Source organism: Nocardioides terrigena (assembly GCF_003047265.1).
GTDB lineage: Bacteria > Actinomycetota > Actinomycetes > Propionibacteriales > Nocardioidaceae > Nocardioides > Nocardioides terrigena.
Map to the genome: position 1 here is coordinate 367584 of NZ_PZYY01000007.1, position 14292 is coordinate 381875.

The following is a 14292-nucleotide window of genomic DNA, read 5'->3' on the forward strand; positions in this document are numbered from 1 at the left end:
CAGAGATGAAGACACCCCTGTCCTGGATCACCGAGTACGTCGACGTGCCCGACCACGTCAGCACCGACGAGCTCACCGCACGCCTCACCCTGACCGGGCTCAAGCTCGAGGGCATCCACAGCCCCGGCGCCGCGATCACCGGTCCGCTGGTGGTCGGCCGGGTGCTCACGATGGAGCCCGAGCCGCAGAAGAACGGCAAGACCATCAACTGGTGCACCGTCGACGTCGCCGACGCCAACGGGACCGGTGAGCCGCAGGGCATCGTGTGCGGCGCCCACAACTTCGCACCCGGTGACCTGGTCGTCGTGGTCCTGCCCGGCGGAGTGCTGCCGGGAGGCTTCGAGATCTCCGCGCGCAAGACCTACGGCCACGTCTCCTCGGGCATGATCTGCTCGGCCGCCGAGCTGGGCCTGGGCGACGACCACGACGGCATCATCGTGCTGCCGGCCGACGCGGGGAAGCCCGGCGAGGACGTCCGCCCCCTGCTCGGCCTCGACGAGGAGATCATCGAGTTCGAGATCAACCCGGACCGGGCCTACGCCCTGTCCCTGCGCGGCATCGCCCGCGAGGTGCTGGTCTCCGTCGACGGGGCCAGCGGCTTCCGCGACCCGGCGCTCCGTGACACGCCCGCGGCCAACGACCAGGGACATCCGGTCGTGGTCGAGGATCCGACGGGCTGCCCCGTGTTCGTGGCCCGCACGGTCACCGGCTTCGACCCGACGTCACCCACCCCGGACTTCATCGCCCAGCGCCTCACCGCGGCGGGCATGCGTCCGATCTCGCTCGCCGTCGACGTCACCAACTACGTGATGCTCGAGACGGGGCGGCCGATCCACGGCTACGACGCCGACGCGCTGCAGGGACCGATCGTCGTACGCCGCGCGCGTGCGGGGGAGCGGCTCACGACCCTCGACGGCACCGCCCGCACCCTGTCCGACGAGGACCTGGTCGTCACCGACGACTCGGGCATCATCGGCCTCGGCGGCGTGATGGGCGGGGAGTCGACCGAGATGTCGGCCACCACCACGCGTGTCCTCGTCGAGGCCGCGCACTGGGACGCGACCTCGATGTTCCGGACCGGCCGGCGGCACAAGATCACCTCCGAGGCCGGCAAGCGCAACGAGCGCGGCGTCGACGCGACCATCTGCGAGGCCGCGGCCGACCGGGTGGTCGAGCTGCTCACGACGTACGGCGGTGGGCAGGTCGACCCGGGCGTCACCGTCGTCGGGACGCCCCCGCAGATGCCGACGATCACCGTGGCCGGCGACCGCGCCGCCCGGGTGTCCGGACTCGACATCAGCGAGGAGCGGGCCGTCGAGGCGCTGCGCGCCGTCGGGTGCGAGGTGACCGGCACCGGCACGCTCGAGGTCACCCCGCCGCCGTGGCGGCCCGACCTCACCGATCCCCAGGACACCACCGAGGAGGTCATCCGCCTCGTCGGCTACGACACCATCCCCTCGGTGCTGCCCAAGGCCCCCGGTGGCCGCGGCCTCACCCGCACCCAGCTGCTGCGGCGCCGCATCGGCCGCACCATGGCCGGAGCCGGCTACGTCGAGGTGGTGACGTTCCCGTTCGTGGGTGACCACGACCTCGACGCCCTCGGGCTCCCGGCCGACGACCCGCGCCGCACCACCCTGCGCCTCTCCAACCCGCTCAGCAGCGAGGCGCCGGGCATGACGACGACCCTGCTGCCCGCGCTGCTGCGCACGGCCGGCAAGAACGTCGGGCTCGGCACGACCTCGGTCGCGATCTTCGAGGCCGCGCCCGTCACGCTTCCCCGCGCGACGGAGCCGGCGCCGATCCTGCCGGTGGACCGGCGGCCCACCGACGCCGAGCTCGACGCCCTGACCAAGGCGCTGCCCGACCAGCCGCTGCACCTCGGTGTGGTGGCCACGGGTGAGGCCGAGGCCGCCGGCTGGTGGGGCGACGGTCGTGCTGTCTCGTGGTCGGACGCCGTGGACGCCGTCCAGGTGGTGGCGGAGGCGCTCGGCCTCGACCTGACGTCGCGCCCCGCCGACACCGCCCCCTGGCACCCCGGGCGCTGCGCGGCCCTGCTGCTCGGCGACGTGCTCGTCGGCCACGCCGGGGAGCTGCACCCGCGGGTGTGCGCGGCCTTCGGCCTCCCGCCCCGGTCCGTCGCGGCCGAGGTCGACCTCGACGTGATGCTCGAGCACGCGGTGCACCTGCGGCCGTCGCCTACCTTCTCGTCCTACCCGGTCGCCAAGGAGGACGTGGCGCTCGTCGTCGACGAGACCGTGGCGGCCGCCGACGTGGAGGCCGCGCTGCGTGAGGGTGCCGGCCCGCTCCTGGAGTCGATCCGCCTCTTCGACGTCTACACCGGCGAGCAGGTCGGCGAGGGGAAGAAGTCGCTGGCCTTCGCGCTGCGCTTCCGCGCCCCGGACCGCACCCTCAAGGAGGGTGAGTCCTCGGCGGCGCGCGACGCCGCCGTGCGGGTCGCCGCCGAGCGCACCGGGGCCGTCCAGCGCTGAGCCGGGTCAGTTGATCGGGTGGTCCACGATCGCGCGGAAGCGGGCGAGGGCCTCCCGGTCACCGGCAATGGACAGCTCGGTGTCGTCGCCGCGGTGCCACAGCCAGGCATCGAGGGCGGCGGCGGGTCCGTCGACGACGACGTCGGGCTCGAGGCCGGCCGGCGCCTCGACGAGGTGCACGTCCTCCTCGTCGGCGATGACCTGACCGCTCTCGGGGTCGGTGCCGCTGAAGAGGCCCACCTGGGCCCACAGCTCGTCGCCGGTGTCGGTGCAGTCGAGCCGGACGTAGTGGGGGAGCGGCTCCCAGGAACCCCACGGCGGGCACCCGCCGTACATCACGCCGATGACCTCGGCGACCCCGTCGGCGGCCAGCCGGGGATCGACCTCCGAGGGAGTGCCCGCGACCAGCTCGGCGTCGATCCGGTGCACCAGCGCCTCGTGCGCCTGCCGGCGCAGGATGAACCCCACGGTGTGGTCGTCGGACCAGGTCCACGCCTCGTCCGTCGGCGGAGCGTCCTCCAGGGCTGCGGCCAGGGCCGCGCTGGCGACGTCGTACGCCGCGAGCAGCTCCGGGTGGGTCGCGGGGCGCTCCGCGTCGTAGGCCTCCTCGCCCTCGGCGGGCTCGGCGGGACGGTCCGTCACGGCTCCGGCCCAGAAGCGCTGGACCTTGGTGAGGTGCCAGAGCAGGTCGGCGGCGTCCCAGTCGGGGCACGACGGCACCCGGGCGGCCGGGTCGGCGTCGGCCAGCACCGCTCGGAAGCGGGCGGACTCGGCTCGGATGTGGTCGAGGTAGTCCTCGGGCGTCAGTCGCGTCATCGCCCCACGGTAGGGCGCACCACCGACAGCGCGACAGCCGTTATCCGCGCCACCAGCCCCGGCGACGGGGCACGGGGTCCACGTCGTGGCCCAGCCCCTGCCGCAGCGCGCGGAGGAGAAGGTCGTCACTCGACGAGACCTCGAGCAGGCTCTCCGCGGTGGGGTAGCCGTGCATCCACCACAGGAGCGTCGCCGCGTCCGTCGACACGATGGCGCCCGGAGCGCGGGTGCCGGTCGGGCGGAACGCCGCGTGGTCGCCCCGGTTGCTCGTGCCGCACTCGAGGTACCACGACTGGGCGGTGTCGGTGGCGCGGAGCACCACCGGATCGGGTCGCCACCCGACGTGGGCGCTCGGCTCGGCCCAGTGCGCCAGCGCGCGGTCGACACCGTCGGTCGCGACGGCGGGGCTGAGGTCGGGGGTCACGCGTCCGGCCGCGAGGCTGGCGGCATGGGCGACGCCGATCGCCTCGTGGGCCAGCAGCCGAGCGACCTGCCCGGTGGTCCCGGGCGTACCGAAGAAGTCGATGGCCGTGTCCGGTCCGGCGGCCAGCAGTCCCTCCTCGAGGCGGGTGAGCTCGGAGCCGATCGCCGCGACGACGGCGGCGTGGTCGGGCGGGGGAGTCGGCTCCGGGCGACCGCTCCAGTGCTGCCCGGGGTGCTCCAGCGACCAGGCCCAGATCTCCAGCGTGGCCCAGTGCTCGCGTGTCGCCGGGTGCGCCGGCACGCCCTGGGGTGGCAGGGTGTCGGTGGGACCCAGCTGTCCGAGGCTCGCGACGGCGGCGCGTCCGTGCAGGTCCAGCAGGTCGAGGTGCTCGGCGAAGGTGATGGCCACGGCCAGACCCTAGTGAGGCATGATCATGCACTCGCATGTATAGTCATGCACATGACCTTCTCCGTCGCCGTCGCCGGTGCCAGCGGGTACGCCGGGGGTGAGGTGCTGCGCCTGCTCCTCGGCCACCCGGACGCCCGGATCGGCACTCTCACCGCCGGCTCCAACGCCGGTGAGACCCTCGGCAGCCTCCAGCCGCACCTCGTGCCCCTCGCCGACCGCGTGCTCGAGCCGACCACGGCCGAGACGCTGGCCGGGCACGATGTGGTGGTCCTCGGACTCCCGCACGGCCAGTCGGCCCCCATCGCCGAGGCCCTGGGTGACGACGTGGTCGTCATCGACTGCGGCGCCGACTTCCGGCTCACCGACGCCGCCGCGTGGGAGCACTTCTACGGCGGGTCCCACGCCGGCTCCTGGCCCTACGGCCTCCCGGAGCTCCCCGGCCAGCGGGACCTCCTGCGGGGCGCCCGGCGCATCGCCGTCCCCGGGTGCTACCCCACCGTCTCCACGCTCACCATCGCCCCGGCGCTCGCCGCCGGGCTCGTCGAGCCGGACATCAGCGTCGTCGCCGCGAGCGGCACGTCCGGGGCGGGCAAGGCCGCCAAGCCGCACCTGCTCGGCAGCGAGGTGATGGGCAACGCCAGCGCCTACGGCGTCGGGGGAGTGCACCGCCACACCCCGGAGATCACCCAGAACCTCGGCCGCGTCCACGACGGCGCCGTCCGGGTCAGCTTCACGCCGTTGCTGGTGCCGATGTCGAGAGGCATCCTGGCCACCGTGTCCGCTCCGCTCGCCCGGGACGTCGACGCCGACGAGGTGCGCGCCGCCTACCTCGCGGCATACGCCGACGAGCCGTTCGTGCACGTCCTCCCGGACGGCCAGTGGCCGCAGACCCAGTCCGTGCTCGGCTCCAACGCCGTGCACGTCCAGGTCACCGTCGACCCCGCCGTACGCCGCGTGGTCGCGGTCGGCGCCGTCGACAACCTCGCCAAGGGCACCGCCGGCGCCGCCGTGCAGTGCCTCAACCTCGCGCTCGGCCTCGACGAGACCACCGGGCTCTCCACGATCGGACTCGCACCGTGAGCGACCAGACCCCCGACCAGACCCCTGACGAGACCACGGAGCAGCCCGCCGAGCAGGGCAATGCGACCGTCACCGGTCCCACCTTCACGCTGCTGAAGTACCCCGAGAAGCTCGCCATCGTGCGCCTCGGCCCCGGCGCCGAGCTCCCGCAGTGGGCCGAGTCGGCCACCCTCTTCTCGATCACCGCCACCGCGACCGAGACCAGCCTCGTCTGCGCCACCCGCTCGGTGCCCACCAAGACCCCGAGCATCAAGCCGCTGACGGCCTTCCAGGTGCGGGGCCCGCTCGACCCCGACGCGGTGGGCATCCTCGCCGGACTGCTGACGCCGCTGGCCGAGGAGCAGATCCCGGTCTACACCCTCTCCACCTTCGACACCGACTGGGTGATGGTGCGCCTCGTGGACGCCGCCAGGACGGCCGAGGCGTGGCGACGACGGGGTCACACCGTGACCGACGCCGTGCCCGCCAAGCCCGCCCGCGACAAGGGCCGTGACCGCCCCCGCAGCGCGCGGGGCAGCCGTGACAAGTCCGCAGGAGAGACGAAGAAGTGACCACGACCCATCCCGCAGGATTCACCGCCGCCGGCGTCGAGGCCGGCCTCAAGACGAGCGGGGGCAAGGACCTCGCCCTCGTCGTCAACGCCGGACCGACGTACGACTCCGCCACCGTCTTCACCGCCAACCGCTGCAAGGCCAACCCGATCCTCTGGAGCCAGGAGGTGGTCAAGGACGGCACCGTCCGCGCGGTCGTCCTCAACTCCGGGGGCGCCAACTGCTACACCGGCCCCGACGGCTTCCAGACCACCCACGCGGTCGCCGAGCGCGTGGCCGAGCGCCTCGGCATCGGCGCCATCGACGTCGTCGTCTGCTCCACCGGCCTGATCGGCCTGGCCAACGACCGCGACGCCCTGCTCGCCGGTGTCGACGACGCGCACGCGCAGCTCTCCTCCGACGGCGGCCCCGCGGCCGCCGAGGCGATCATGACCACCGACTCGGTGAGCAAGCAGGTCGTGGTCGAGGGAGCCGGCTGGTCGATCGGCGGGATGGCCAAGGGTGCCGGGATGCTCGCGCCCCAGCTCGCGACGATGCTGGTGGTGCTGACCACCGACGCCGTCGTCCCCGCCGCCGACCTCGACGCTGCCCTGCGCGCCGCGACGAGCGTCTCCTTCGACCGCCTCGACGCCGACGGGTGCATGTCCACCAACGACACCGTCACCGTGATGGCGAGCGGCGCCAGCGGCATCACGCCGACGCCGGCCGACTTCACCGACGCGCTCACGCAGGCGTGCACCGACCTGGCGATGCAGCTGCTCAAGGACGCCGAGGGCGCCGACCACGAGATCGCCATCACGGCCCTCAACGCCGCGTCCGAGGACGAGGCCGTCGAGGTCGCCCGCAGCGTGGCCCGCTCCAACCTCTTCAAGGCCGCCGTCTTCGGCAACGACCCCAACTGGGGCCGCGTGCTCGCCAGCATCGGCACCACGCAGGCGGCCTTCGACCCCGCCGACCTCGACGTCGCCATGAACGGCGTGTGGGTCTGCCGCCAGTCCACCCCGGCGGAGGACCCGGCAGGAGTCGACCTGACCGGCCGCGAGGTCAGCGTCACCATCGACCTCAAGGCCGGCGACGCCCGCGCGACCGTCTGGACCAACGACCTCACCCACGCCTACGTCCACGAGAACAGCGCCTACAGCTCATGACGACGACATCCAGCTCCCAGAACCGGCCCGACCCCGCCAAGGCCCGCACCCTCGCCGCGGCCCTCCCGTGGCTGAAGCGCTACCACGGCCGCACGATCGTGGTGAAGTACGGCGGCAACGCGATGACCGACGAGAAGCTGAAGGCGGCCTTCGCCGAGGACGTCGCGTTCCTGCGCTTCGCCGGCTTCAAGCCCGTGGTCGTCCACGGCGGCGGCCCGCAGATCTCCGCGATGCTCAAGCGCCTCGACATCACCTCGGAGTTCAAGGGCGGCCTCCGGGTGACGACCCCCGAGGCGATGGACGTCGTCCGGATGGTCCTCGTCGGCCAGGTGCAGCGCGAGCTCGTGGGGCTGATCAACCAGCACGGACCGCTCGCCGTCGGCCTCTCCGGGGAGGACGCCGGCCTGTTCACCGCCACGGCGACCAACACCATCGTGGACGGCGAGGAGGTCGACCTCGGCCTCGTCGGCGAGGTCGCCAAGGTCCGTCCCGAGGCCGTGCAGGACATCGTCGCGGCCGGCCGGATCCCGGTGATCTCCAGCGTCGCCCCGGACGAGAACGGCCTCGTGCACAACGTCAACGCCGACACCGCCGCGGCCGCGCTGGCCATCGCCCTTGACGCCGAGAAGCTCCTGGTGCTGACCGACGTCGAGGGCCTCTTCCGGGACTGGCCCGACAGCGACGACGTGATCCAGGAGATCAGCCCCGAGGCCCTGGACGACATGCTGCCGTCACTGGCCAGCGGCATGGTCCCCAAGATGACCGCGTGCCTGCAGGCCGTCCGTGGCGGCGTGCCGCGGGCCACGGTCGTCGACGGTCGGGAGGAGCACGCCGTGCTCCTCGAGATCTTCACCGACGAGGGCGTCGGCACCCAGGTGCTGCCCGGCGTCGAGACCAAGCTGCGCAAGGCGCACACGAGCCCGGAGGTCAAGGGATGAGCTGGCAGGAGCGCTACGAGGGCGCCCTCATGAACACGTTCGGCACGCCGAGGCTCAAGCTCGAGCGCGGCGAGGGCGTCCGGGTCTGGGACGACGCCGGTCGCGAGTACGTCGACCTGTACGGCGGCATCGCCGTCAACGCCCTCGGCCACGCCCACCCGGCGATCGTCGAGGCCGTCACCACCCAGCTCCAGACCCTGGGCCACGTCTCCAACTTCATCGCCTCCGAGCCGCAGCTCGCGCTGGCCGAGCGCCTCCTCGGGCTCCTCGGCTGGTCGGACGGCCGGGTGTTCTTCTCCAACTCCGGCGCCGAGGCCAACGAGGCCGCACTCAAGCTGAGCCGTCGTACGGGTCGCACCCACGTGGTCGCGGCGACAGGCAGCTTCCACGGCCGGACCATGGGCGCGCTCGCGCTGACCTCCAAGGCCGCCTACCGCGAGCCGTTCGAGCCGCTCCCCGGGCACGTCACCTTCGTGGAGTACGGCGACGCGGCCGCCCTCGCGGCGGCCGTCACGGACGAGACCGCGGCCGTCATCCTGGAGCCCATCCAGGGTGAGGCCGGTGTCCACGTCGCTCCGGAGGGCTACCTCGCCGCCGCGCGCGAGGTCACCACGCAGCACGGCGCGCTCCTCTGGTTCGACGAGGTGCAGACCGGCATCGGCCGCACGGGCGCCTGGTTCGCCCACCAGCTGCCGTTCGCCGGGGGAGTGACCCCCGACGTCGTCACCCTGGCCAAGGGCCTGGGCGGCGGCATCCCGATCGGCGCCACCATCGCGCTCGGTGCCGCCGCCACCCTGCTCCAGCCGGGCAACCACGGCACCACCTTCGGCGGCAACCCGGTCGCCTGCGCCGCCGCGCTCGCGGTGCTCGACACCATCGAGCACGACGGCCTGCTCGAGCACGTCGAGCACGTCGGCAAGCGTCTCGCCGACGCGCTCGCCGACCAGCCGGCGGTCACCGAGGTGCGCGGGCACGGTCTGATGCTGGCCGCCGACCTCGACGCCGAGGACGCGGCGGCCGTCGTCGACGCCGGCCGCGACGCGGGCTACCTCCTCAACGCCACCGGACCGTCGACGCTGCGCTTCGTGCCGCCGCTGGTGCTCTCCGAGCACGACGTGGAGGCGTTCGCCGCGGCGTTCGGGGGGATCGTGGCGGGTGCGCGGGCCGATGACCGGGGAGGTGCCTGATGCGGCACCTGCTGGCCGACGACGACCTGACGCCCGCCGAGCAGGCGGCGGTCCTCGACCTCGCGGCCGCCATGAAGGCGGCCCCCTTCGACCACCGCCCCCTCGAGGGTCCGCGCACAGTCGCCCTGGTCTTCGACCGGCCGACGCTGCGGACCCAGGTCTCCTTCGCCGCCGGGATCGCCGAGCTCGGCGGCCACCCGATGACCGTCGACGGAGGCCTCGCCGCCATGGGGGAGCGGGAGTCCGTCGAGGACGTCGCCCGGGTGCTGGGCCGCCAGGCCTCGGCGATCGTCTGGCGCACGGCGCACCAGACCGACCTCGCCACGATGGCCGCCTTCGCCGGAGTCCCCGTGGTCAACGCCCTCACCGACGAGTTCCACCCCTGCCAGCTGCTCGCCGATCTCCAGACCGTCCGTGAGCACGTCGGTGCCCTGGCCGGCACCCGGGTCGCCTTCGTCGGCGACGGCGCCTGCAACATGGGCAACTCGTGGGTCCTGGCGGGTGCCACCGCCGGTATGCACGTCGTGGTCGGCGCCCCCGAGGGCTACGAGCCTGACGCCGGCGTCGTCGCCCGGGCCCGCGAGGTCGCGACGCGGACCGGCGGCTCGGTGACCCTGGAGCGCGACCCGGTCGTCGCCGTCACCGGCGCGGCCGTGGTCGTCACCGACACCTGGGTGTCGATGGGTCGCGAGGAGGAGAAGGCCGACCGGCTGCGTCTCCTCACGCCGTACACCCTCACCGCCGGGCTGCTCGCCCACGCCGACCCCGGCGCGATCGTCATGCACTGCCTGCCGGCCTACCGCGGGACCGAGATCGACGCGGCCGTCATCGACGGTCCGCAGAGCGTCGTCTGGGACGAGGCCGAGAACCGCCGGCACGCCCAGAAGGCGATCCTCACGTGGCTCCTGGAGCAGGCATGAACGACACCGCGGTCAGCCCGACGACCAAGAGCGCCCGCCACCAGCGCATCATCGACCTGGTGACCCACCACGACGTGCGCTCGCAGACCGAGCTCGCCGAGCTGCTGGCGGGCCGTGGCGTGCACGTCACCCAGGCCACCCTGAGCCGCGACCTCGTCGAGCTGGACGCGGTCAAGATCCGCAGCGCCTCCGGCGCCCTCGTGTACGCCGTCCCCGCCGAGGGCGGTGACCGATCCCCGGGTGCGGGTGCCACTCGCGAGACGGCCGCGGCCATCGACAGGCTGGCCCGGCTGTGCACCGAGCTGCTGGTGAGCGCCGACGCGAGCGCCAACCTGGTGGTGCTGCGCACCCCGCCCGGCGCCGCCCAGTTCCTGGCCAGTGCGTTCGACAAGGCCGACCTGGGCGACGTCCTCGGCACCATCGCCGGTGACGACACCGTGCTCATCATCGGCCGCGACGCGGCCGGCGGGGAGGCGCTCGCGCGCCGGTTCCTCAGCCTGGCCAACCACGACACGACATCCCCCCACCCAGCAAAGGACGACATCTAAGTGAGCAAGGTCCTCACCTCCCTGCCCATCGGCGAGCGGGTCGGCATCGCCTTCTCCGGCGGCCTCGACACCTCCGTGGCCGTCGCGTGGATGCGCGCCAAGGGCGCCGTCCCGTGCACCTACACCGCCGACATCGGCCAGTACGACGAGCCGGACATCTCCGGCGTCCCCGGCCGTGCGCTGGAGTACGGCGCGGAGATCGCGCGCGCAGTCGACTGCCGGGCCTCGCTGGTCGAGGAGGGACTGGCCGCGATGGCGTGCGGCGCGTTCCACATCCGCTCCGGCGGCCGCACCTACTTCAACACCACCCCGCTCGGTCGTGCCGTCACCGGCATGATGCTGGTGCGGGCGATGCACGAGGACGACGTCGACATCTGGGGCGACGGATCCACCTTCAAGGGCAACGACATCGAGCGGTTCTACCGCTACGGCCTGCTCGCCAACCCCGAGCTGCGCATCTACAAGCCGTGGCTGGACGCCGACTTCGTCCACGAGCTGGGCGGTCGCGACGAGATGAGCCAGTGGCTCACCGAGCGCGGCCTGCCCTACCGCGACAGCAAGGAGAAGGCCTACTCCACCGACGCCAACATCTGGGGCGCCACCCACGAGGCCAAGACCCTCGAGCACCTCGACGTCTCCCTCGAGACCGTGCAGCCGATCATGGGCGTGAAGTTCTGGGACCCCTCCGTCGAGATCCCCACCGAGGACGTCACCGTCCGCTTCGACCAGGGTCGCCCCGTCGCGATCGACGGCACGTCGTACGCCGACCCGGTCCAGCTGGTCATGAAGGCCAACGAGATCGGCGGCCGCCACGGCCTGGGCATGTCCGACCAGATCGAGAACCGGATCATCGAGGCCAAGTCCCGCGGCATCTACGAGGCGCCCGGCATGGCGCTGCTGTGGATCGCCTACGAGCGGCTGCTCAACGCCGTCCACAACGAGGACACCATCGCCAACTACCACCACGAGGGCCGTCGCCTCGGCCGGTTGCTCTACGAGGGCCGGTGGCTCGACCCGCAGGCGCTGATGATGCGCGAGTCGATCCAGCGCTGGATCGCCTCGCTGGTCACCGGCGAGGTCACGCTGCGCCTGCGCCGGGGTGAGGACTACACGATCCTCGCCACCGACGGCCCCGCGTTCTCCTACCACCCGGACAAGCTCTCGATGGAGCGCACGGACAACGCCGTCTTCGGTCCCACCGACCGCATCGGCCAGCTGACCATGCGCAACCTCGACATCGCCGACTCGCGTGCCAAGCTCGAGCAGTACGCCGGCCAGCCCCAGGACCAGGGCCACGTGCTGGTCGAGAACGGCAACCTCTTCGGCGAGATCGAGCCCGGCGGTGCCGATCGGATCGCCCGCCGCAACGGCGCCGACCAGCTCGACGACGAGGCGCTCGACCACGCCGCGATGGACGTCGGGACCGACTGATGGTCGAGCCCGGCACCACCGGCGGCACCACCAACCAGGGCAAGCTCTGGGGCGGGCGCTTCGCGTCCGGCCCGTCGCCCGAGCTGGAGGCACTCTCGCGGTCGACGCACTTCGACTGGCGGCTGACCCCCTACGACCTGGCCGGCTCCCGTGCGCACGCCAACGCCCTGCACGCCGCCGGTCTGCTGACCGATGACGACCACGCCGAGCTGCTGCGTGGGCTCGAGGTGCTGGGGGAGCGGTACGCCGCGGGCGACCTGCACCCCGACCCGTCCGACGAGGACGTGCACGGCGCGCTCGAGCGGCTGCTGCTCGAGGAGGTCGGGACCGACGTGGGCGGGCGCATCCGGGCCGGCCGGTCCCGCAACGACCAGGTGGCCACGCTCTTCAAGGCCTTCCTGCGCGACCACGCCGCGATCGTCGCGGGCCAGGTGCTCGACCTCGTCGACGCGCTCGTGGTCCAGGCGCAGGAGCACCTCGACGTCGTCATGCCGGGGCGCACGCACCTGCAGCACGCCCAGCCCGTGCTGCTGTCGCACCACCTCCTGGCCCACGCGTGGCCGCTGCTGCGCGACGTGTCGCGGCTCGCCGACTGGGACGCCCGCGTCGCGGGCGACTCGCCGTACGGCTCGGGTGCCCTGGCCGGCTCCTCGCTGGGCCTGGACCCGACGGCGGTGGCGGCAGAGCTGGGCTTCACCGGCTCGAGCGCGAACTCGATCGACGGCACGGCTGCGCGGGACTTCGTGGCCGAGCTGGCGTTCGTGACGGCGATGATCGGCGTGGACGTGTCCCGGCTGGCCGAGGAGGTCATCCTCTGGACGACCCGGGAGTTCGACTTCGCCCGGCTGCACGACTCGTGGTCGACGGGGTCGAGCATCATGCCGCAGAAGAAGAACCCCGACATCGCCGAGCTGGCCCGCGGCAAGGCCGGACGCCTGGTCGGCAACCTGGCCGGGCTGATGACCACGCTCAAGGCGTTGCCGCTGGCCTACAACCGCGACCTCCAGGAGGACAAGGAGCCGGTGTTCGACTCGGTCGACACCCTCGAGGTGCTGCTGCCCGCCTTCACCGGGATGGTCGCGACCCTGCAGTTCAACACCGCCAGGATGGCCGAGCTCGCACCCCAGGGGTTCTCCCTCGCGACCGACGTCGCGGAGTGGCTGGTGCGCGAGGGCGTGCCGTTCCGGGTCGCGCACGAGGTCGCCGGTGCGTGCGTACGCCGCTGCGAGGAGCTCGGCGTCGAGCTCCACGAGCTGACGGACGACCAGCTGACCGAGATCTCGCCCGACCTCGGTCCGGGCGTTCGCGAGGTCCTCACCGTCGAGGGGTCGGTCGGCTCCCGCACCGGTCGGGGCGGCACGGCCCCGGCGCGGGTCCGCGACCAGCTCGCCGAGCTCGCCGGCCAGGTGGCCGCGCATCGTGAGCGGCTCGCCTGACCTGGTCGACCTGCTGGGGGGAGCGGTCCACGAGGTGGCGCCGCTCCTCCTCGGCTCCGTGCTCTCCCACAGGGGAGTGGCCGTCCGGATCACCGAGGTCGAGGCGTACGGCGCCGCCGACGACCCGGGTTCCCACGCCCACCGGGGCCGGACCCCGCGCAACTCCGTGATGTTCGGCCCGGCGGGCCGGCTCTACGTCTACTTCACCTACGGCATGCACCACTGCGCCAACGTGGTCTGCGGTCCCGAGGGGGAGGCGGCCGCCGTGCTGCTCCGTGCCGGCGAGGTCGTCTCCGGTCTCGAGACGGCCCGCGTACGCCGCCCCGGCTTCGGCGACCGCGACCTCGCGCGTGGTCCGGCCCGTCTCTGCACGGTCTTCGGCCTGGACCTCTCGAGCAACGGCGTCGACCTCGGCGCGGGTCCGACCCGGCTCGAGCTGGGCGACACGCCCGATCCTTCGATCGTGTTCTCGGGGCCCCGGGTGGGGCTGCGGGGCGCACCGGAACGCCCCTGGCGCTTCTGGCTGACGGGGGACCCGACGGTGTCCGCGTACCGGCCGGCGACCCCCGGGCGACGCCCGCAACGCTCTGACCTGCGGAAACGGTGACGAGGGGACCCCGATTTGTCAGCGGTTGAACGAGGGGTCTAATGTTTCACCTGTCGCCGCAAGCGGCCAGCGAAACACCAGCCTCACCGGCTGGAAGAAGCGGGTTCTTGCATGCGCGGCGGGTGCGGGTCCGGCCGAGATTGACGAGGCCGACCCGGACCGGTAAGTTACTGCAGGTTGTCCCAAGACAAGAACCGCGAGGTTCGCACTTGGGTGCGTCTGATGTTTGAGAACTCAACAGTGTGTCATAGTCGACGAATTAGTTTGTTATGCCCCGTCACCATGGCTTTTGAAGTTGTGGTGGTGGTT

Annotated in this window: 13 protein-coding genes; 11 read left to right on the top strand and 2 right to left on the bottom strand. The window is 72.7% G+C overall.

Features of this window, described 5'->3' with window-relative positions; genetic code table 11:
* The first annotated feature begins 5 nt into the window (after positions 1–5).
* A complete protein-coding gene (gene pheT / locus DAE25_RS17475) occupies positions 6–2489 on the top strand; it encodes a phenylalanine--tRNA ligase subunit beta (RefSeq protein ID WP_107767404.1) in 2484 nt (827 codons plus the stop codon).
* Between the two features lie 6 nt (positions 2490–2495).
* Here pheT and DAE25_RS17480 read toward each other — a convergent pair whose 3' ends face one another.
* Both DAE25_RS17480 and DAE25_RS17485 read right to left on the bottom strand, forming a co-directional pair.
* Entirely contained in the window at positions 2496–3305 is an 810-nt protein-coding gene (locus DAE25_RS17480; protein WP_107767405.1) for a maleylpyruvate isomerase family mycothiol-dependent enzyme, read from the bottom strand.
* Positions 3306–3345: 40 nt separating this feature from the next.
* Positions 3346–4137 (bottom strand): hypothetical protein, encoded by a 792-nt coding sequence (locus DAE25_RS17485; protein WP_107767406.1) that lies wholly within the window; start codon positions 4135–4137, stop codon positions 3346–3348.
* 51 nt (positions 4138–4188) lie between these two features.
* Here DAE25_RS17485 and argC point away from each other — a divergent pair, with 51 nt between their 5' ends.
* The 10 genes from argC to DAE25_RS17535 are packed head-to-tail and all read left to right on the top strand — an operon-like array spanning position 4189 to position 13983.
* Positions 4189–5217 carry an N-acetyl-gamma-glutamyl-phosphate reductase gene (argC, locus tag DAE25_RS17490; protein WP_107767445.1) on the top strand — a complete coding sequence of 343 codons (1029 nt, stop codon included), beginning with the start codon at positions 4189–4191 and terminating at the stop codon, positions 5215–5217.
* A complete protein-coding gene (locus DAE25_RS17495) occupies positions 5214–5768 on the top strand; it encodes an ACT domain-containing protein (RefSeq protein ID WP_159083817.1) in 555 nt (184 codons plus the stop codon). The genes argC and DAE25_RS17495 overlap by 4 nt, the downstream gene beginning before the upstream one ends.
* Positions 5765–6916 (top strand): bifunctional glutamate N-acetyltransferase/amino-acid acetyltransferase ArgJ, encoded by a 1152-nt coding sequence (gene argJ, locus DAE25_RS17500; protein ID WP_107767408.1) that lies wholly within the window; start codon positions 5765–5767, stop codon positions 6914–6916. Before DAE25_RS17495 ends, argJ begins: the two co-directional genes overlap by 4 nt.
* Positions 6913–7854 (top strand): acetylglutamate kinase, encoded by a 942-nt coding sequence (gene argB / locus DAE25_RS17505; RefSeq protein ID WP_107767409.1) that lies wholly within the window; start codon positions 6913–6915, stop codon positions 7852–7854. Before argJ ends, argB begins: the two co-directional genes overlap by 4 nt.
* Positions 7851–9041, top strand: coding sequence for an acetylornithine transaminase (locus DAE25_RS17510; RefSeq protein WP_107767410.1), 1191 nt, complete (start codon positions 7851–7853; stop codon positions 9039–9041). The genes argB and DAE25_RS17510 overlap by 4 nt, the downstream gene beginning before the upstream one ends.
* Positions 9038–9961 carry an ornithine carbamoyltransferase gene (gene argF / locus DAE25_RS17515; protein WP_107767411.1) on the top strand — a complete coding sequence of 308 codons (924 nt, stop codon included), beginning with the start codon at positions 9038–9040 and terminating at the stop codon, positions 9959–9961. The genes DAE25_RS17510 and argF overlap by 4 nt, the downstream gene beginning before the upstream one ends.
* Positions 9958–10509: an arginine repressor gene (locus DAE25_RS17520; protein WP_107767412.1), complete on the top strand. Its 552-nt coding sequence runs from the start codon at positions 9958–9960 to the stop codon at positions 10507–10509. The genes argF and DAE25_RS17520 overlap by 4 nt, the downstream gene beginning before the upstream one ends.
* A complete protein-coding gene (argG, locus tag DAE25_RS17525) occupies positions 10510–11940 on the top strand; it encodes an argininosuccinate synthase (protein WP_107767413.1) in 1431 nt (476 codons plus the stop codon).
* Positions 11940–13376 carry an argininosuccinate lyase gene (gene argH / locus DAE25_RS17530; protein ID WP_107767414.1) on the top strand — a complete coding sequence of 479 codons (1437 nt, stop codon included), beginning with the start codon at positions 11940–11942 and terminating at the stop codon, positions 13374–13376. The genes argG and argH overlap by 1 nt, the downstream gene beginning before the upstream one ends.
* Complete coding sequence (locus tag DAE25_RS17535) at positions 13360–13983, top strand: DNA-3-methyladenine glycosylase (protein ID WP_107767415.1); 624 nt, start codon at positions 13360–13362, stop codon at positions 13981–13983. The genes argH and DAE25_RS17535 overlap by 17 nt, the downstream gene beginning before the upstream one ends.
* The last annotated feature ends 309 nt before the right edge of the window (positions 13984–14292 follow it).

Coding starts and splice junctions, on each gene's coding strand:
- argB (WP_107767409.1), top strand. CDS start 6,913: ATGACGACGACATCCAGCTCCCAGAACCGGCCCGACCCCGCCAAGGCC.
- DAE25_RS17510 (WP_107767410.1), top strand. CDS start 7,851: ATGAGCTGGCAGGAGCGCTACGAGGGCGCCCTCATGAACACGTTCGGC.
- argH (WP_107767414.1), top strand. CDS start 11,940: ATGGTCGAGCCCGGCACCACCGGCGGCACCACCAACCAGGGCAAGCTC.
- pheT (WP_107767404.1), top strand. CDS start 6: ATGAAGACACCCCTGTCCTGGATCACCGAGTACGTCGACGTGCCCGAC.
- DAE25_RS17520 (WP_107767412.1), top strand. CDS start 9,958: ATGAACGACACCGCGGTCAGCCCGACGACCAAGAGCGCCCGCCACCAG.
- DAE25_RS17480 (WP_107767405.1), bottom strand. CDS start 3,305: ATGACGCGACTGACGCCCGAGGACTACCTCGACCACATCCGAGCCGAG.
- argC (WP_107767445.1), top strand. CDS start 4,189: ATGACCTTCTCCGTCGCCGTCGCCGGTGCCAGCGGGTACGCCGGGGGT.